The 15,896-nt window shown below is 32.0% G+C and carries 20 protein-coding genes, 1 tRNA gene, 1 pseudogene and 1 other annotated feature; of the genes and pseudogenes, 15 read left to right on the top strand and 7 right to left on the bottom strand.

Features of this window, described 5'->3' with window-relative positions:
• Positions 1-22: 22 nt before the first annotated feature.
• From AC1RPK_RS03045 to AC1RPK_RS03035, 3 genes are read left to right on the top strand one after another with little or no spacing between them, the layout of a single operon-like run.
• Complete coding sequence (locus AC1RPK_RS03045; RefSeq protein WP_481761233.1) at positions 23-907, top strand: exonuclease SbcC; 885 nt, start codon at positions 23-25, stop codon at positions 905-907.
• Positions 907-1,839 carry a hypothetical protein gene (locus AC1RPK_RS03040; RefSeq protein ID WP_481761234.1) on the top strand — a complete coding sequence of 311 codons (933 nt, stop codon included), beginning with the start codon at positions 907-909 and terminating at the stop codon, positions 1,837-1,839. Before AC1RPK_RS03045 ends, AC1RPK_RS03040 begins: the two co-directional genes overlap by 1 nt.
• Positions 1,840-1,896: 57 nt before the next feature.
• Positions 1,897-2,439: a dUTP diphosphatase gene (locus AC1RPK_RS03035; protein ID WP_481761235.1), complete on the top strand. Its 543-nt coding sequence runs from the start codon at positions 1,897-1,899 to the stop codon at positions 2,437-2,439.
• A 278-nt stretch (positions 2,440-2,717) separates the two neighbouring features.
• On the opposite strand, the gene AC1RPK_RS03030 is transcribed toward AC1RPK_RS03035, so the two are convergent.
• From AC1RPK_RS03030 to AC1RPK_RS03020, 3 genes are all read right to left on the bottom strand, one after another.
• Positions 2,718-2,987 (bottom strand): hypothetical protein, encoded by a 270-nt coding sequence (locus AC1RPK_RS03030; protein ID WP_481762174.1) that lies wholly within the window; start codon positions 2,985-2,987, stop codon positions 2,718-2,720.
• A 144-nt stretch (positions 2,988-3,131) separates the two neighbouring features.
• A complete protein-coding gene (locus AC1RPK_RS03025; protein ID WP_409022645.1) occupies positions 3,132-3,503 on the bottom strand; it encodes a transporter in 372 nt (123 codons plus the stop codon).
• A 77-nt stretch (positions 3,504-3,580) separates the two neighbouring features.
• Positions 3,581-3,847 carry a SemiSWEET family transporter gene (locus AC1RPK_RS03020; protein ID WP_481761237.1) on the bottom strand — a complete coding sequence of 89 codons (267 nt, stop codon included), beginning with the start codon at positions 3,845-3,847 and terminating at the stop codon, positions 3,581-3,583.
• Positions 3,848-5,127: 1,280 nt separating this feature from the next.
• On the opposite strand from AC1RPK_RS03020, the gene AC1RPK_RS03015 reads away from it, so the two are divergent.
• The gene (locus AC1RPK_RS03015) at positions 5,128-6,102 is read left to right on the top strand and encodes a hypothetical protein (RefSeq protein ID WP_481761239.1); all 975 of its coding nucleotides are present in this window, start codon (positions 5,128-5,130) and stop codon (positions 6,100-6,102) included.
• 8 nt (positions 6,103-6,110) lie between these two features.
• Positions 6,111-6,674, top strand: coding sequence for a hypothetical protein (locus AC1RPK_RS03010; protein WP_481761240.1), 564 nt, complete (start codon positions 6,111-6,113; stop codon positions 6,672-6,674).
• Between the two features lie 22 nt (positions 6,675-6,696).
• Here AC1RPK_RS03010 and AC1RPK_RS03005 read toward each other — a convergent pair.
• The 4 genes and pseudogenes from AC1RPK_RS03005 to AC1RPK_RS02990 all read right to left on the bottom strand — a co-directional run.
• Positions 6,697-7,290: pseudogene (locus AC1RPK_RS03005) on the bottom strand (IS3 family transposase); the annotation flags it as partial.
• A 116-nt stretch (positions 7,291-7,406) separates the two neighbouring features.
• Entirely contained in the window at positions 7,407-7,688 is a 282-nt protein-coding gene (locus AC1RPK_RS03000; RefSeq protein ID WP_481761241.1) for a putative quinol monooxygenase, read from the bottom strand.
• A gap of 119 nt (positions 7,689-7,807) precedes the next feature.
• Positions 7,808-8,512, bottom strand: coding sequence for a DUF4352 domain-containing protein (locus AC1RPK_RS02995; RefSeq protein WP_481761242.1), 705 nt, complete (start codon positions 8,510-8,512; stop codon positions 7,808-7,810).
• 407 nt (positions 8,513-8,919) lie between these two features.
• Positions 8,920-8,993, bottom strand: a tRNA-Arg gene (locus AC1RPK_RS02990).
• A gap of 176 nt (positions 8,994-9,169) precedes the next feature.
• On the opposite strand from AC1RPK_RS02990, the gene AC1RPK_RS02985 reads away from it, so the two are divergent.
• From AC1RPK_RS02985 to xseA, 10 genes are all read left to right on the top strand, one after another.
• Positions 9,170-9,802, top strand: a complete 633-nt coding sequence (locus tag AC1RPK_RS02985; RefSeq protein ID WP_409022635.1) for a TetR/AcrR family transcriptional regulator — start codon at positions 9,170-9,172, stop codon at positions 9,800-9,802.
• Positions 9,803-9,855: 53 nt separating this feature from the next.
• Positions 9,856-9,941: a sequence feature (ribosomal protein L21 leader region), on the top strand.
• Between the two features lie 18 nt (positions 9,942-9,959).
• Positions 9,960-10,268, top strand: coding sequence for a 50S ribosomal protein L21 (gene rplU, locus AC1RPK_RS02980; protein ID WP_409022634.1), 309 nt, complete (start codon positions 9,960-9,962; stop codon positions 10,266-10,268).
• A gap of 21 nt (positions 10,269-10,289) precedes the next feature.
• Complete coding sequence (locus tag AC1RPK_RS02975) at positions 10,290-10,619, top strand: ribosomal-processing cysteine protease Prp (protein ID WP_409022633.1); 330 nt, start codon at positions 10,290-10,292, stop codon at positions 10,617-10,619.
• 23 nt (positions 10,620-10,642) lie between these two features.
• Positions 10,643-10,930, top strand: a complete 288-nt coding sequence (gene rpmA / locus AC1RPK_RS02970) for a 50S ribosomal protein L27 (protein ID WP_083478911.1) — start codon at positions 10,643-10,645, stop codon at positions 10,928-10,930.
• Positions 10,931-11,002: 72 nt separating this feature from the next.
• On the top strand, positions 11,003-12,064 hold the full coding sequence (locus AC1RPK_RS02965) for a M24 family metallopeptidase (RefSeq protein WP_481761243.1): 1,062 nt from the start codon (positions 11,003-11,005) through the stop codon (positions 12,062-12,064).
• 81 nt (positions 12,065-12,145) lie between these two features.
• A complete protein-coding gene (efp, locus tag AC1RPK_RS02960; protein WP_409022631.1) occupies positions 12,146-12,706 on the top strand; it encodes an elongation factor P in 561 nt (186 codons plus the stop codon).
• A gap of 19 nt (positions 12,707-12,725) precedes the next feature.
• Positions 12,726-13,157 (top strand): Asp23/Gls24 family envelope stress response protein, encoded by a 432-nt coding sequence (locus tag AC1RPK_RS02955; RefSeq protein WP_409022630.1) that lies wholly within the window; start codon positions 12,726-12,728, stop codon positions 13,155-13,157.
• An 8-nt stretch (positions 13,158-13,165) separates the two neighbouring features.
• Positions 13,166-13,603 carry a transcription antitermination factor NusB gene (gene nusB, locus AC1RPK_RS02950; RefSeq protein ID WP_409022798.1) on the top strand — a complete coding sequence of 146 codons (438 nt, stop codon included), beginning with the start codon at positions 13,166-13,168 and terminating at the stop codon, positions 13,601-13,603.
• A gap of 106 nt (positions 13,604-13,709) precedes the next feature.
• Positions 13,710-14,561: a bifunctional methylenetetrahydrofolate dehydrogenase/methenyltetrahydrofolate cyclohydrolase FolD gene (gene folD / locus AC1RPK_RS02945; protein ID WP_481761244.1), complete on the top strand. Its 852-nt coding sequence runs from the start codon at positions 13,710-13,712 to the stop codon at positions 14,559-14,561.
• Positions 14,554-15,894, top strand: coding sequence for an exodeoxyribonuclease VII large subunit (gene xseA / locus AC1RPK_RS02940; RefSeq protein WP_481761245.1), 1,341 nt, complete (start codon positions 14,554-14,556; stop codon positions 15,892-15,894). The genes folD and xseA overlap by 8 nt, the downstream gene beginning before the upstream one ends.
• The last annotated feature ends 2 nt before the right edge of the window (positions 15,895-15,896 follow it).

Below are 15,896 nucleotides of genomic sequence, written 5' to 3'. Positions count from 1 at the left end.
AAATATGAATAAGGGGTAAACTATGATAAAAGACAATCAATTTAATTTATCGGATCACAGTGAAGCTACAAACAATATCGAACGCACTCTATCTAAAAAAGTTGAGTACTTAAATCAACTTAGAGAGGCGATTAAACAAGAAGATGATCGATTAGTTTATCAACTCATTAACCAATCTCGTTACGCACAACTAGTGTTAAAGAAAAGAAGCGTTTCGGAATCTGCCATTCAAGAAGAGTTGGTCATTAAAGATTATCCACAAATTCAACAATATTTAAGTTTGAAACTTATCTCATATTTACGTGATACGTATCCATTCTTCTATTTTGAAGAAATGGAAGTTGGAAAATTCAAAATTCATTTTGGTAATTGGTGGGATCGAAAAGAATTTGGCTATTTAGACGTTTTAAATGTTGAATTTAAATTTGATGAAGAAGAACTAGCTAAATTAGCTAAGTCTTTTGAATTGGAAGAAACGAATAAACGTGTTAATACAGATAAAATTAATCAAATATCAATTCAAAATAAAGAACGTCAAGAATTAGTTGATTCTCAGGATGAACGTGACGCTGAAAAAGACAAAATTCGCGAAGATATGAAACGTAATTCACAAGAAAAAGGGCGTCCTTGGGATGCTGGACGTATTCGTGAAGAACGTCGCGTGTTAAAAGAAAGATTAACAGAGTTAACTGAGATGGATGAAAAAGCCAGCAGTGCATATCAAGATATTAAATCAAGTGAGACTGATGTTTTAAGTTTAGCCAAAGAAGATACGTTGATTGGTTATGAAAGACAAAGTGTTATTGGTATATTTGGTGATTTTGAAAAATTCACTAAACAAAATGATGCCTTATATTACAGTTATTTATCTCACTTAATTAGTCAAAAAGGACAGGTGACTGAATAATGGCTGAAAAAGAAAAGCAGTTAGTTTCTACAAAATCGCGTTTAGTAAACTTTAATGAACAAATTAAATTAAGTCTGAACAATGGGATTAAATTTACGGAAACATTAGATGTTTTAATGAATACCCAGGATAAAGTTGAGTTGATTGATGCCGCAATGAGTTTGATGGGTTATCAACTTGACACTAATTATTTAACATTCCCGCAAAAATATAGTGCTGCAGATTATTGTTTACTCTTCTTTAACCGTTTAATGGACTTGCATGATAATGAAACGGCTATTTTACACTTCTCAGAGCCTAGAAAAGCACTTGTCCATGAAATACCTGGGATTAATGTCGTAGATAGTTTTTCCTTTAAAATTGATGATAATGATGGCGCTTATTATGTTGCACAAGAATCAGGAGAATCTTTATTTTATTTAAATTTACGTAAAAGAATGATTCGAATTAATAGTACAGCTATTACAAATGTCTTAATTGTTAGTTACTTGGAAAAATTAGACGCAAAATCGATTAAATATCTTGAAATGATGTTAATTGATTTTGCGACGTATTTAAAAGAAGATTATGGATTTAGCGTTGATCTTAATCTATTGGATTCAGGTAATCCAGCAAGATACGAATTGTCTGAAGATATACTTAAACGAAGTGTTATCGATGAATTATTTGTACTTGCTTCAGAAAATGAGTTAATGGTTGAAGCAGGCGCAAATAATAGTGCTGTTTTAAAATTAGCTAAATCTGAAATAACAATTTATGATCAACAACAAATGGGTGAGAGTGATAATGAAAAATGGGTCGTTGCTGTTATGGATGCTGCCCAAGAAATTTCATGGTTCGATATTTTGTTGAATGAACCTTTCATTAGAAATTGGTACTTGAATAATATAAATGAATTAAGTATTAAATCAGATCCCTTGATTTTTAAATAATAAAAAAATGTCTGTCCGTTAGTTACTAGTGGGCAGATTTTTTTGGAGGAAAATTTAGTGAACTTAACAGATATGATCCAAATGGAACGAAGCTTTGATCGGGATGTTATTCAAGATAAAAAAATTAGATGGAGTCCTGAAGAGAGATTGTTTAACGCCTATGTGAGCTTGGATGTTGAACTATCAGAATTAGCCAACACGGTTGAATGGTTTAAAGTCTGGAAAGAAAATCGTGGACAAAAAATGGAAAAAGGCAAAACGCATGAAGAGACAGTACTCTCAGAATATGTTGATGCAATGAGTTTCTTTTTTAATATTGCCAATCAAAATAAATGGACCTATTTATTATTAATTAGTGACGAAGAGATGGATGATTTTGCAAAAAAGCCTATGACAATGTCATTGAATAAAGTCTTTTTATCGTTAAAATTAATGATTTCTAAAAGTTTATTTAGTCATAAATTAGAAGATTTTAAACATGCTTGGCATCTTTTTATTAAATTCGGGTTAGTTGATTTAAAATTGTCTTGGAATGATATTGAAAATGAATTTGTTAAAAAAAATATGGAAAATATTGAAAGACAAGAAAATAATTATTAATTAAAACAGTCTTAAATTGGAGCTAACCAATAATATTGGACAAAAATTTAAGCAGGTTACTGAATTTTAAGAGCTTGGTATCGTATTATTAGTAATTAATTTACAACTGAGCGTCGTAAATAAGGAATCATTAATAATTCGTATTTTAAATTTTAATAAAGAAAAGCCTTCGACATTGGATTTTTGTCCAATATTGAAGGCTTTTTTGTGTTAATAACTGAATAACAGTTTTTATTTGAATGAGACTAATCTCTTTTAAAATTAACTTAAGTAAAAAATCAAGAACCAGTATCAAAATTAAAATCAGCACCATCTTCAGATTCATGAATATGAACGTCTTTAGCAGACGAAGTACTATCATTAATATCAAAGCTCTCAGAAGAAGATGTCTTCTTAGTAGATGATGAAGATTCTTTAGAAGAATCTTTGGCCTTAGAAGATGAGGCCTTTGTGTTGGATGATGCAGACGACTGTTGAGAAGAAGAGCTATTTTTGTTAGAACTGGAATCAGAATTATAACTATATTCGCAAGCAGACAATAGTAGCATTGATACGCTTAGAACCCCTAGTAAGCTAATAAATTTTTTCATTTTAAATCCCCCAATATTTTTATGGTGCAAAGCGAGCAGTAGGAATCGCACCTACTAAAAGTATCTATACGCTCGTTAGAAATTTATGTTAAATTTTGTTTATTAGTGCTTAGCAGGAGCTTGTTTGAGTGTGAAAACTGCTGCAATGATTAATAAAATAAATGTAGGAAGGGCAAAAACCATTGATAAAAGAAATAAACCGCAACCAATAATACCAAGAACATGGCCAGTAATAGAGATATCAGCTTTTCTTGATTGAACAAGTGCAACAATGTGAAGAATAAGGCCAATTCCTAGCATAATATAAAAGAAAATAGCTGTACCGCTAGTTAAGGTTGATGTTCCAGAGACAGCGTGTGATGTTACAGTAGATTTATTGATACCAGTTAAAATAACGATAAGCCAAGAAAAGGCTACTAATATAGTATTTATGATATCGAAAGTACCTGCTGCAGTGTTAATTTTTAGTTTCATGAAGAATTCCCCCGTATGGAGCTTTTAACGTGATTCCCTATCTGCACGTAAGTATTCTATTTTATGTATATGATATTTTATAAGGCAGTGAAGAAAGCGATGGCGCCTAGAAAGATACCCGGTACGTTTGCAAAGAATATAGGCCAGTCTTTATTTTTACCACATACGCCATAGACAGTCCAAAATATGCAATTAATACAGGCAACCAAGGGCTGAACAGGATTACCCTGGCTACCATTAAGGTTGGAAATGATTTGTGGGATGTATGAGACATACATTAAGATAGATAAAATACTTGCAAACTTCCCGATTTTTTCTAGAGTGCTATCATTTAATAATTTCATTCTAATTCCTCCAAACTTTTTTATGCCTCTCTATAATAACTAATTATCAGTTATTCTACAAATTATAACAACTGGGAGTAGGTAAAAATGTTTGGTGTTGGTGAAAATAAACTTGTGGATGATTTTTATTATTAAAATGCATCAAAATTTTCTTGGGTGATAAATTAATTATTTAAATGAAGGCTAGGTATTTGTTTAGGTTAATATCTTACTAATTCAGAACTGTTATTGTAAACTCAGTATTTTGTTTTTAACTAATACTGACTATTTATGAAATTGCTGGATCTGAATAGCAAAGCTATAGAATGTTGAATAAATGATATTTAAATAGTGGTACATTCAGTAGAAACTATAGGACTAATAGTTTCTGTTAACAGATGACTACGTATCAAAAAAATTTACAGGGATGAGTTAATGCGTTGCTCTAATCAGAATGACGTTCCTCAGATGATTATCAAATTTAACAATAATTTTTCTTATAAAGGTAGCGCAGTTATTGATACTATTCATGAGTTGACCATTTAGGAGAAGAATGAAGTAATCAGAGAAATTACACTACTTGAGTTTCATTAATGATTTAGATAACATAAAACCCACTTAGTAAGGTGACTTATACATACAACTATTACTCTGACTGGCAATGATTATAACAAACGTAAAGGGGGAAATGCTATATCTTCATTTAACGAACTATTCCCACAAGTCAATGAAAAATCTACAATTAATAAGGTTAAACGTTTTTTTAAAGTATGGTTACCAAAAATGCAGAGATATAGTCAGAAGGATATTAGCGGAATTAAGTCGCCAATTATCATGGATATGCCTAAAAAGTACCTCAGGGAACAATCAACACGAAGAGACCATAACTAAACGTATCTATGCTGAGCAAGTTATTAATAATGTTCTAGTAGCTTTAAAGAGTTGTGACACTATTAGTAGAAAAATATTAATAGATGTCTATATTGCAGAAGATAATAAATAAAATGATATTGAAATGGATGATTTAGGATATGAAAAGACGAGATACAGTTTTTACAAGAATCGAGCATGCTTACAGTTTGCTGATTCATTCTTAATTGAAGACTTACATGATTTCAAAAAGTGAACATTTAGTGAACAAATTGAAGTGATTAATCTGTTATATTAGTAATATGATATTTTGATATCAGTTATTAATCTCTAATCCAAATATTTATACACACATGAGAAAGGTATTGTTTACCTGTCTTTTTTATTGTTTAATAATAGAGCGAGTATAAATTATTTGGAGGAGTAACTATTTGGACAATTATTATGTATTTAAATTAAATTTAGCACCAAATATAATTAGAACTTACGTTGAAAGAAAATCAGAAGGTTGGAAACAGCTTAAACATAATGTAATAAAGGATGATCTAACTAATAGTTTTGGAATACCTAATGGATTTGAAAGGGGAACATATTTAAATTTTATTTTTAAGGATACTGATGTTAAAGAAGAATTATCCAAATCTATAGAATATACAGAATTTGTTGCTCAATCTAAAAAAATAGAAGAGGAATATTTTGCTGTTATAGAAAACTATGAAAAAAATTCGGGCATTTTATGGACAAAAGAATTTTTGGGCGTTACAAAAGTTGAAATGAGAACAAAAATGGACAAATTACTTAAAAAATATCCATTTTTAAAAGAATCATTAGATGATGTTTTAGAAGATGATATAATAGGCAACTTAAAAGGGTACGGACGTTACGGACATGGTCGTAAAATGATGCTAGAGGCTAGAAAAATAATACGGTATATTCAGGATAAAGAATATATAAATGCTGGAGTGAATTTTTTTTATGAATTGGAAACTGAAAAAATTTTAATTTCTACTAATGACAAAAGTTTGAAAGAAGCTATTAGTATGTCTGAAAGAATAGAATCATTTATAAATACAGCAGAAAATACCAATATGGGTGCTGTATCAGTTAATGCAGTTCAAGATAGCGTTAGCATTAAGCAAGATTATGCAAGAGTAACAGTACATCTTGTCTATCCTAATGGTGCCCAGCAAGTTGAAGATAGGGACCTTGCTAGTCGAAAACGTATAAATGCTGAAGATGTGAAAAAAATATATAGTGCCCCTAGAGGAGAAAAAGTAAATACAGTAGAGTTAAGTAAACAATTGGGTGAAGATGCTAAGCGAGGATACCTTAAATCGATAAAACATAGGGCAATGAGTATAATGAAAATTGTACCTGTAATAGTTAATAAAAATTTTCATAAATAGGTGATAGTATGGTAGATAATAAATCATTGATGAGAGCATTATGGACTTCAAAACGAGCAACTATATGCAATATATACTCTAAAATTGGAATTTCGATAAATGTAATATTTACAATAATATATTTATTTTTTCCGGATATTATTAATGTTAATTATGAAGTTTCAAGCTTATTGGGTATTTCTGTTACCGGATTATCTTTTACATTCGCATTATTTGTTGCGGTTAAAAGTATCTTTGATATAGATAATTTAGGACACATATATTTAGTTTCTAAAACAGATACTCAATTAAAAAACGTATTTGTTGAAATATTCACACCATTTATGTGGACTTCATTTTTATGGCTAACCATAGTTGGAATATCAATTAGTACTATGTTAATATCATTTGAAACCTTTATTGATTTTGAAGTAATTTTGTATTTGAAAGGAATAGTTTTAATTTTAGTATTTACGGCGTCTTTGAATATTTTTGGGCTTATTTTAGACATCATCCGAGATACTCAAAAAAAGGCTATAGAGGCTGGAGAAGAAGAAGCTGAGTCAATAATAAAAAATAATAAAATGAAGTGAACCCTAAATATTGGACGAAGCTTTATGCAGCATTCTGGGTTATAAAAATTCGGTGTTCAACCGGGCTTTTACAACCCAATTTTATTTTAATTCGTGAAAAATTATAGTCATTTATCCAAACCGGTACTTGTGAAACTAGTGTTTCATATGTATCGGTTTCTTTTTGATAGAAAGCTTCAGCTTTCATAATATGGAAAAAGCTTTCCATGGCAGCGTTATCTAAACATGTTGCTTTACGTGACATACTCTGAAAAATACGATATTTTTTGAGAATAGTAACCCAATTTTTGTGTTGATATTGGAATCCTTGGTCAGAATGAATCGTCGTTCGATAATTTAAATCTTTTGGGATTTTTGCAATTGCTTGTTTCAAAACCTTTGTTGTAAATTTAACTGTTGGATGTTTACTAATCTGATGACTTAGAATTTTGCCTGAAAACAGATCATAAATACAGGTGAAATGGGCCCGTTCATCGATTGTTTCGTCACCCCAACGGACTTCTGTAACATCTGTTGCTAGTTTTTGATAAGGTCGGTCCGAAAAGAAACGGCGATTAATCAGGTTTTTAGAAACGGTACCAACTTTTCCTTTATACGAGTTGTATTTGCGTGTCTGGCTGAAATTGAAGTAGCTCCCATAAATTAAATCTCCTTAAATTTTTAAAATTTTGTAGCAATACGACCAATGAGCCTTGCACTCATAGCCAGCTTAACTGGTGGTCGAAAGGGTAGTTAGGCGTCCATTACAATAACTTGTAATTCTTCAGTTACAAATTGATTGATGCCTGCTAAAAATTCTTTAAAATAAGTTGTTTCATTGTGGAAGTTAACTGCGTCTTGGTCTTGCCAATGCTCAATTATTGCATAACGATTGTTGGCACCTAATTGTTTAAAATGATTGTATGAAATATTACCAGATTCTTTTTTTGATTGCGTCACTAGAGGATCAATAAAATGTTCATATTCTGTAATACAATTTTCATTAACAACTAAACTAACATTAAAAACTTTCATGATAATATTCTCCTTTTTAGCTTTTAACGTGATTCCTATGCACGTAGATAAACAAAAACGAGCAGCAGGAGTTGCACCTGCTTGAAGTATCTATACACTCGTTAAAATTAGTTAAATATTTATTCCCAAGTTGAGTCCCCGTAAGTGACAGAGAACGGACCAGCATTAGAAGTTGTAAAGTATAATGTCATTACAGCTTTTTTTCCGGCAGCTATTGAATTTGGAATATTACCAGAGTAAGTCTCTGAATTAAATTCCCCAATAGTATCATCACTATCATAGACGTCAAACTTTTGACCATTGAAATCTAGTGGACCTGTACCATTATTTTGAACGGTTACTTTAACAGCAACTTGTGTATCACCGGATTTAACATCATTTAAAGGAACTGACGTTTCTTTTTCAGCAGAGTCAACGGTTATCTTTGAGTCGTCAGTTAAATCTACAGAATCGCCAAAAGATGAAGTAGATTCTGAATCGGATTCATCATCAGTGTATGACTCATCGTCAGATTCTGAATCAGATTCAGATTCATCGTCAACATATGAATCATCATCGTCATCATAACTAGAATCATCATCTGATTCTGACGAGTCACTAGCACTTGACGATCTAAAATTAGACGATGAACGCGCTGACGAATCTTTATCAGATGTTACCGACATCACGCTAAAAGAAATAATTGATATGCCTAAACCGGCAATCAATAAAATTAGTGGTATTAAATTAGAAGCTTTATTACCCCAAGCTACAATAAACCAAGTTACACCTGTAAAAAAAACAACTAAACCAATAAGAAAAATAATTGTAAATGTAGTACTCATGAATATATTTCCTCCGAAATCTATATCTCTACTCCTAGAAATATGATAAAATTATTTGTTAATATATTTATACCCTCTAACTTGCTACCAACAGGTTAGGGGATTTTTTAATAGTTTTATTTCAAACAATTTACTAAAGCTTAAGTAATTGCTTGATATTTTTAACGTGTTTTCCAGTAATACAATATAAAGCGTTGCCAACAGCCTTACCGACAGAAAATGCTTTCTTATCGCCTGATATTTTAATACTTTAGTAGATTTATTGATAAAAATATCCATGCAACAAATATGCAACAAATGTTTTGAGCATTCTATCCTTTATAGTCTGTTTTCACCTAAATAAAAAAATAGGAACGCCCGTTTAAAGGCATTCCTATTTTTATAAATCGGTCTAGAATGGATATCTATGACTCGGGTGAGATTCGAACTCACGACCGTCCGCTTAGAAGGCGGATGCTCTATCCAGCTGAGCTACCGAGTCATAACAACATTTAATAGTATATGATAAAATACTGGTACTTGTCAATGGAAATTGGTAGAACTCTTATAAATTATCAAAAACATGAATGAAAGTTTTGATGAAATGTTCTATAATAAGAAAGTAATAGACATAAATGGAGATAAAGACTATTTAATTATGAATAAAGAGGTTGAAAAATGGTTGATTCTAATGATCCACGGGTAAAGAGAACAAGACAAAATTTAAAAAAATCATTAGTTGTACTCATGAAACATTACAAAGTTGAAAATATTAGCGTTCAAAAGATTACTCAGGAAGCAAATGTCACTCGAGGAACATTCTATCTGCATTATCATGACAAACAAGATTTTATTAATCGGGCAATGGATGAAATTTTAGATGACTTTTTTGATTACATTATGATTATGTCAAAACAATCACCAGATAAAGCGTACGTTTATTCGAAACCAGTTGAAGTTTGTTGTTTAAATCGGGTGTTTAACTACTTACAAGATGAATCAATGATGTTTGGCGTACTTTTAAATAGTCAAGAAGATGTCGCTTTTTCTGATAAAGTATATGATAGACTAGTTATCTACTTAAATAACTTTAGAGAACAGTTAGCAGGCGATTTTGAAGTATCTAAGATACCAAACGAGTTACAAGTATCCTATGTTGCATCAGCGCACCTAGGCTTCATTAAACGTTGGTTACGAGACGATATGATCTACACACCGCACTACGTTGCTAAGGTTTTAAAAGAAATTACTGGCGTTGATACAAGTAACGGAGTCAATTTAACAAACTTTTTTGTTGAAAATGATGGATAACGTTGACTTAAGAAGTTACATTTGATATTATAATAACGTTGTATTTGTGAACACCACAACTGCAACCGCACGTTTTAAGTTTTTAAGCGTCAGGTTGTCTAAATCTGATCACTAAATTACGGCGAGTCTAAGTAATCTATAAGGAGGTGTAATACACATGTACGCAATTATTAAAACAGGTGGCAAACAACTTAAAGTTGAAGCCGGAGAAGCTATTTACATTGAAAAATTATCAGCAGAAGCTGGTGAAAAAGTTACATTTGATGAAATTGTTTTAGTTGGTGGCGAAAAAACCGTTATTGGTGCTCCTTTTGTTAAAGGTGCTACAGTAACTGGTACTGTTGAAAAACAAGGCCGTGAAAAGAAAGTTGTTACTTTCAAATACAAACCTAAGAAACATTCTCATACAAAACAAGGTCATCGTCAACCATATACTAAGGTTGTTATCGATGCTATTAACGCATAATTTTGAAAGTAGGCTACTAGTATGATACGTGCAGTTATTTCTCGGAGAGATGCCAAAATCATCGATGCGTTTGAAATAACAGGGCATGCTGATTCTGGTGAATATGGTCAAGATATTGTGTGTGCTGCGGTTTCGGTATTGACTATCAATACAGTTAATAGTTTGACCGAACTTGCTAAACTTAATCCTGATGTTGAGATGGATGAAGATAATGGTGGATTAATGAAAGTTAAACTATCAGAATCTGAGTTAAACGATGCTACAGGACAGTTATTTTTAGAAAGTTTAGTTTTAGGACTACAGTCAATTGAGCAAAACTATCAAGATTACATTAAATTAACACTTAAATAATAAGACTATAACAAGGAGGTGCATTGATTATGTTAATGAATTTACAATTTTTCTCACATAAAAAAGGTGGGGGTTCTACTTCTAATGGCCGTGATTCTGTCGGTAGACGTTTAGGCTCAAAAAGAGCTGACGGACAAGAAGTAACAGGTGGTTCAATTCTTTATCGTCAACGTGGAACACGTATTTATCCTGGTGTTAACGTTGGTAAAGGTGGAGATGATACTTTGTTTGCTAAAGTCGATGGTATCGTTCGCTTCGAACGTAAAGGCCGCGATAAGAAACAAGTCTCTGTATACCCTGTAGCTGAATAATAATAACTCAAAGGAAACCTCTTCATTTTATGATAGAGATTTCCTTTTTTTGTACATAAAAGGAGTGTTTAAATGAATTTTGATAGAATTAAACAATTACAATCAACTTTTGAGAAACTCTCGATTGATGCATTTCTAGTGACGGATACGACAAACATATTTTATTTAAGTGGTTTTGAAGGTGATGGTGTATTGTTAATTACTGATACACAACAATTTTTAATCACTGACCTAAGATTTGAATTGGCACTAGAAAATCATGATAAAAAATTAGAAATAAAATTTACGCGTGATTATCTGGGTGCTGTATCTGACATAATTAGTGAAAAAGGATTAACAGTTATGGGATTTGAATCATCAATATCATTTTTAGAGTATGATCAATTAGATGAAATCCTTGTTAGTGATTTGGTGCCATTTACTAATATTGTTGACGAATTACGACGTGTTAAAGATAAGGATGAGCAGATAAAATTAATAAAAGCAGGAAAATTAGCTGATGAAGCTTTCAATTATATTGTGTCGACGATTGAAGTTGGTCAAACAGAAATTGAAATTGCTAATCGGCTAGATAGTTATATCAAAAATTTAGGTACTATGAGTGAATCTTTTGAAACAATTGTAGCAAGCGGTATTCATTCAACATGGCCACATGCAACGGTTTCAAAACGAAAGATTCAAGACCAGGATCTGATTACGATAGATTTTGGCTATTATTACGAGAACTATACATTTGATGTCACAAGGACCATCGCCGTGGGATCGATATCTGATGAATTAAAACATATCTACGAGTCTGTTTTAACGACACAAGAACGAGTGATTTCATTAATTAAACCGGGAATAAAATTAAGTGAATTAGCTAGAGTTGCTAATGAAACAATCGCCGATGCAGGATATGGTAAATATTTTAATCATGGGATTGGGCATGGAATTGGCCTATCAATTCATGAATTACCTAATATTAAATTGGATGATTCAAACAGTGTTTTGCAAGCAGGCGACGTCATTACAATTGAACCAGGGATTTATGTACCAAACCTTAGTGGGGTTCGAATTGAGGATGATATTTTAGTGACTGAGAATGGCTATCAAATGTTAACGAATTCTTCTAAAAAATTAATGATAATATAGACTTTAACTTGCTTTTATATGTCCATTATTGCTATTATTAGAACTATGAGATACACGAGATAGTAGGAGGAATATTATATTATGATGTCCGTTAATGAATTTAAAAATGGTGTTACAATCGAAGTTGATGGTGATTTATGGCGTGTTGTTGAATTTCAACATGTTAAACCGGGTAAAGGTTCTGCTTTTGTTCGATCAAAACTAAAGAATCTCCGTACAGGTGCTGCTCAAGAAAAAACATTCCGTGCTGGTGAAAAAGTTCAAAAAGCACAAATTGATAATAAAAAAATGCAATATCTTTATGCTGATGGTAACAACTATGTATTTATGGATATGGATACATATGAACAATTAGAATTACCAGAAGAACGCGTGCATGAACAATTAAATTATTTGAAAGAAAACTTAATTGTTAATGTTATTATGTTTGGCACTGAAACACTTGGTGTTGACGTTCCTAATACAGTTGAATTAAAAGTAGCATCAACTGAAGCGGGTATTAAAGGTAATACACAATCTGGTGGAACTAAACCTGCTGTTCTTGAAACAGGATTAGTTGTACAAGTGCCATTCTTCGTTAATGAAGATGAAATGTTAATTATTAATACACAAGATGGCACATATATTTCCAGAGCACAATAAATCGACGGAGGTTAAACTTATGGCTGAAGAAACAAATATTGTTTTAAAAAGTACTGAACCTTCTTTGGGTGACATTAAGATTGCACCTGAAGTTATTGAAATTATTGTTGGAATTGCTGCTAACCAAATTGATGGTGTTTACTCAATGCGTGGGACAATTGCTAAAAATTTAACTGAATTATTTGGCCGTAAAAAGTCACTGGGTAAGGGTGTTAAACTTGATTTAACAGATGACCAGTTGAATATTGATGTTTTTGTTTACCTTGATTACGGTGTATCTGTTCCTAAGGTTGCATTAGTGATGCAAGAAAAGATTAAACAACAATTACTATTTATGACAGGTTTAGAAATTATTGAAGTAAATGTTCATGTTGAAGGGGTTATTCCTGAAAAGGAAGCCGATAAGATAGATACTGACGATTTATTTTCAGAAAAAGATGGTGAAAATTAGTGAGTGTAATAGTAACTAGACATACGATTCGCGAAAAAGCATTTCAAGCATTATTTGCGTTAAATTCTAACCCAGATGGTGATAGAGAGGCTATTTATCGTGAATTGTTAGAAGTTCCTGATGAAGAGTCGGCTGTAATTCCACCTTATTTAGAAGCATTAGTTTCAGGTGTTAGTGATAAACAAGCTGAGATAGATTCTGTTATTGAAGAAAATCTAACATCACGCTGGAAACTATCACGCTTAAACAATACGGATTTAATTATTTTGAGATTAGCTATTTACGAAATGAAATACGTAGATGATGTTCCTGCTAAGGTAGCATTGAATGAAGCTTTAGAAATTGCTAAAGAATTTAGTGATGATGAATCAAGAAAATTTGTTAATGGTGTGTTAGATCCAGTTGTTGAAAAAATGCCTGTTGATATTGAAAAAACAAATGAATAATAATGATTGAGAAGTGTTGCATTTTTTGCGACACTTTTTTTTTAGAAATGAATACCTTAAATATGATAAAATGTAAGAAGTAAAAATGGAATAGAGGTGCTAAATTATGGCTAAATTAATTGATGGTAAAAAATTGGCACAAATAACGACGGATAATTTAAAATCTGAGATAGAAGCTTTAAAGAAAAAGAATGTCTTTCCTACATTAGCTGTTATTGTAGTTGGAGAAAATCCAGCAAGTAAAATATATGTTAAGAATAAGCATCGAATTGCTGAATCTATTGGGATAAAATCGATTGTTAAAAGATTACCTGATACGATATCAGAAAAAGAGTTGCTAAATCTCATTAATGACTATAATGATAATTCAGATATTAATGGCATATTAGTACAGTTACCTTTACCGAACCAAATTGATGAAAAAAAGATAACCGAAGCTATTAAACCAGAAAAAGATGTTGATGGATTTCATCCGATAAATATTGGACGATTAGCCATGAATGATCCACTAGCAATTCCATGTACACCACTGGGAATTATGAGAATGTTTAACGCATACAATATTGATTTAGACGGTAAAAATGCAGTTGTTGTTGGCCGCAGTAATATTGTGGGTAAACCAATGGCGGCGTTACTTTTAAACGCTAATGCAACAGTAACGATAACGCATAGTCATACGGAAAATTTATCAGAGATAACTAAACAGGCTGATATTTTAGTCGTTGCAATTGGTCAAGCAAACTTTATTAAAAAAACCGATGTGAAACAAGGTGCTGTAGTCATCGATGTCGGGATGAACCGCTTAGATAGTGGTAAGTTAGCGGGAGATGTCGATAAGGAAGTTGCAGAGGTTGCAGGATATCTGACACCAGTACCAAAAGGGGTTGGACCTATGACGATTGCAATGTTGATGGAACAAACAATTGAATTAACAAAACGGAGTGTTGGCATTGAATAAAGATAATTATTTATCAGTTACATCATTAACAACATATTTGAAGAAAAAATTTGATGCTGATCCTTATCTTGGGACCGTTTATTTAACTGGCGAAATTTCAAATTTAAGACCTCGACCTAATGCGCATCAATATTTTAGTTTAAAAGATGATCATGCTAAAATTAGCGCAATTATGTTCCGTTCAGCTTTTGATAAAATAAAATTTAAACCAGAAGATGGCATGAAAGTTTTAGTTATGGGCCGTATATCTTTATATGAAGCGACAGGTAACTATCAAATATATATTGAGCGAATGGAACCTGATGGTGTTGGTGCGTTATATCAAGCCTATGAGCAGTTAAAAAATAAGCTACAAGCTGAAGGATTATTTTCAGCACCAAAACAGGCATTGGTTAAATATCCTAAACGAATTGCTGTGATTACAAGTCCTTCAGGGGCTGTCATTAAAGATATTATGACAACCGTTAAAAGACGTTACCCGATTGCTCAATTAGTTTTATTTCCTGCGATTGTACAAGGTGACAAAGCAGCTAATGATTTAGTTAAGCGGTTAAAACAAATTAACGAATTAGGCCATTTTGACACGATTATTATTGGTCGAGGCGGTGGCTCAATTGAAGATTTATGGCCATTTAATGAAGAATCTGTTGCAAGGGAAATATTTGCTAGCCAGATTCCAATTATTTCTTCAGTTGGACATGAGACAGACACAACCATTGCTGATTTAGTGGCCGATGTTCGGGCAGCAACGCCAACAGCAGCAGCAGAATTAGCTGTCCCTGTTTACGCCGATGAATTAATTAAGATTAATCAATTAAAATTGAGACTATTACAAGTAACACAAAATATTTTAAGTTTAAGAAGACAACAATTAGATAAGATTCAACAATCATATGTTTTTCAACAACCTAATCGGTTATATGAGGGTTACCTTCAAAACTTAGACAATTTAGCACAACGCTTAATGCAAGTAACAAAACAAATTATCACAATTAAGAAACAACAATTTGAACAAGCTAATGGTCAGTTGCGCTATCAAAATCCGCAACAATTGGTTAGTCAACTGCAAGATCAAGTAAAACAACAAAACAAACAGTTACATCAATTAATGACCTACTTACTTGAAACAAAGAAACAACAGGTTGGCGAAAAAATAAATGCGCTTGATTTATTAAGTCCATTGAAGATTATGGGACGAGGATACAGTTACGTATCTATGGAAGATAAAATTATTAAAAGTATTAATTCAGTGAATATAGATGATAACGTCGTGTTACACCTTACAGATGGTAAAGCATATGCAAAAATTGAAAAAGTTGAAAAAGGAGAATAAAA

It is taken from the genome of Dellaglioa sp. CoH-55-MRSF-6, assembly GCF_056782215.1.
This window is presented reverse-complemented; position numbering and strand designations above follow the sequence as displayed.

Coding starts and splice junctions, on each gene's coding strand:
- AC1RPK_RS03010 (WP_481761240.1), top strand. CDS start 6,111: ATGGTAGATAATAAATCATTGATGAGAGCATTATGGACTTCAAAACGA.
- efp (WP_409022631.1), top strand. CDS start 12,146: ATGATGTCCGTTAATGAATTTAAAAATGGTGTTACAATCGAAGTTGAT.
- AC1RPK_RS02955 (WP_409022630.1), top strand. CDS start 12,726: ATGGCTGAAGAAACAAATATTGTTTTAAAAAGTACTGAACCTTCTTTG.
- AC1RPK_RS02965 (WP_481761243.1), top strand. CDS start 11,003: ATGAATTTTGATAGAATTAAACAATTACAATCAACTTTTGAGAAACTC.
- AC1RPK_RS03025 (WP_409022645.1), bottom strand. CDS start 3,503: ATGAAACTAAAAATTAACACTGCAGCAGGTACTTTCGATATCATAAAT.
- AC1RPK_RS03020 (WP_481761237.1), bottom strand. CDS start 3,847: ATGAAATTATTAAATGATAGCACTCTAGAAAAAATCGGGAAGTTTGCA.
- AC1RPK_RS03045 (WP_481761233.1), top strand. CDS start 23: ATGATAAAAGACAATCAATTTAATTTATCGGATCACAGTGAAGCTACA.
- rplU (WP_409022634.1), top strand. CDS start 9,960: ATGTACGCAATTATTAAAACAGGTGGCAAACAACTTAAAGTTGAAGCC.
- folD (WP_481761244.1), top strand. CDS start 13,710: ATGGCTAAATTAATTGATGGTAAAAAATTGGCACAAATAACGACGGAT.
- AC1RPK_RS02975 (WP_409022633.1), top strand. CDS start 10,290: ATGATACGTGCAGTTATTTCTCGGAGAGATGCCAAAATCATCGATGCG.
- AC1RPK_RS03000 (WP_481761241.1), bottom strand. CDS start 7,688: ATGAAAGTTTTTAATGTTAGTTTAGTTGTTAATGAAAATTGTATTACA.
- AC1RPK_RS03030 (WP_481762174.1), bottom strand. CDS start 2,987: ATGCTACTATTGTCTGCTTGCGAATATAGTTATAATTCTGATTCCAGT.
- AC1RPK_RS03040 (WP_481761234.1), top strand. CDS start 907: ATGGCTGAAAAAGAAAAGCAGTTAGTTTCTACAAAATCGCGTTTAGTA.
- AC1RPK_RS02995 (WP_481761242.1), bottom strand. CDS start 8,512: ATGAGTACTACATTTACAATTATTTTTCTTATTGGTTTAGTTGTTTTT.
- AC1RPK_RS02985 (WP_409022635.1), top strand. CDS start 9,170: ATGGTTGATTCTAATGATCCACGGGTAAAGAGAACAAGACAAAATTTA.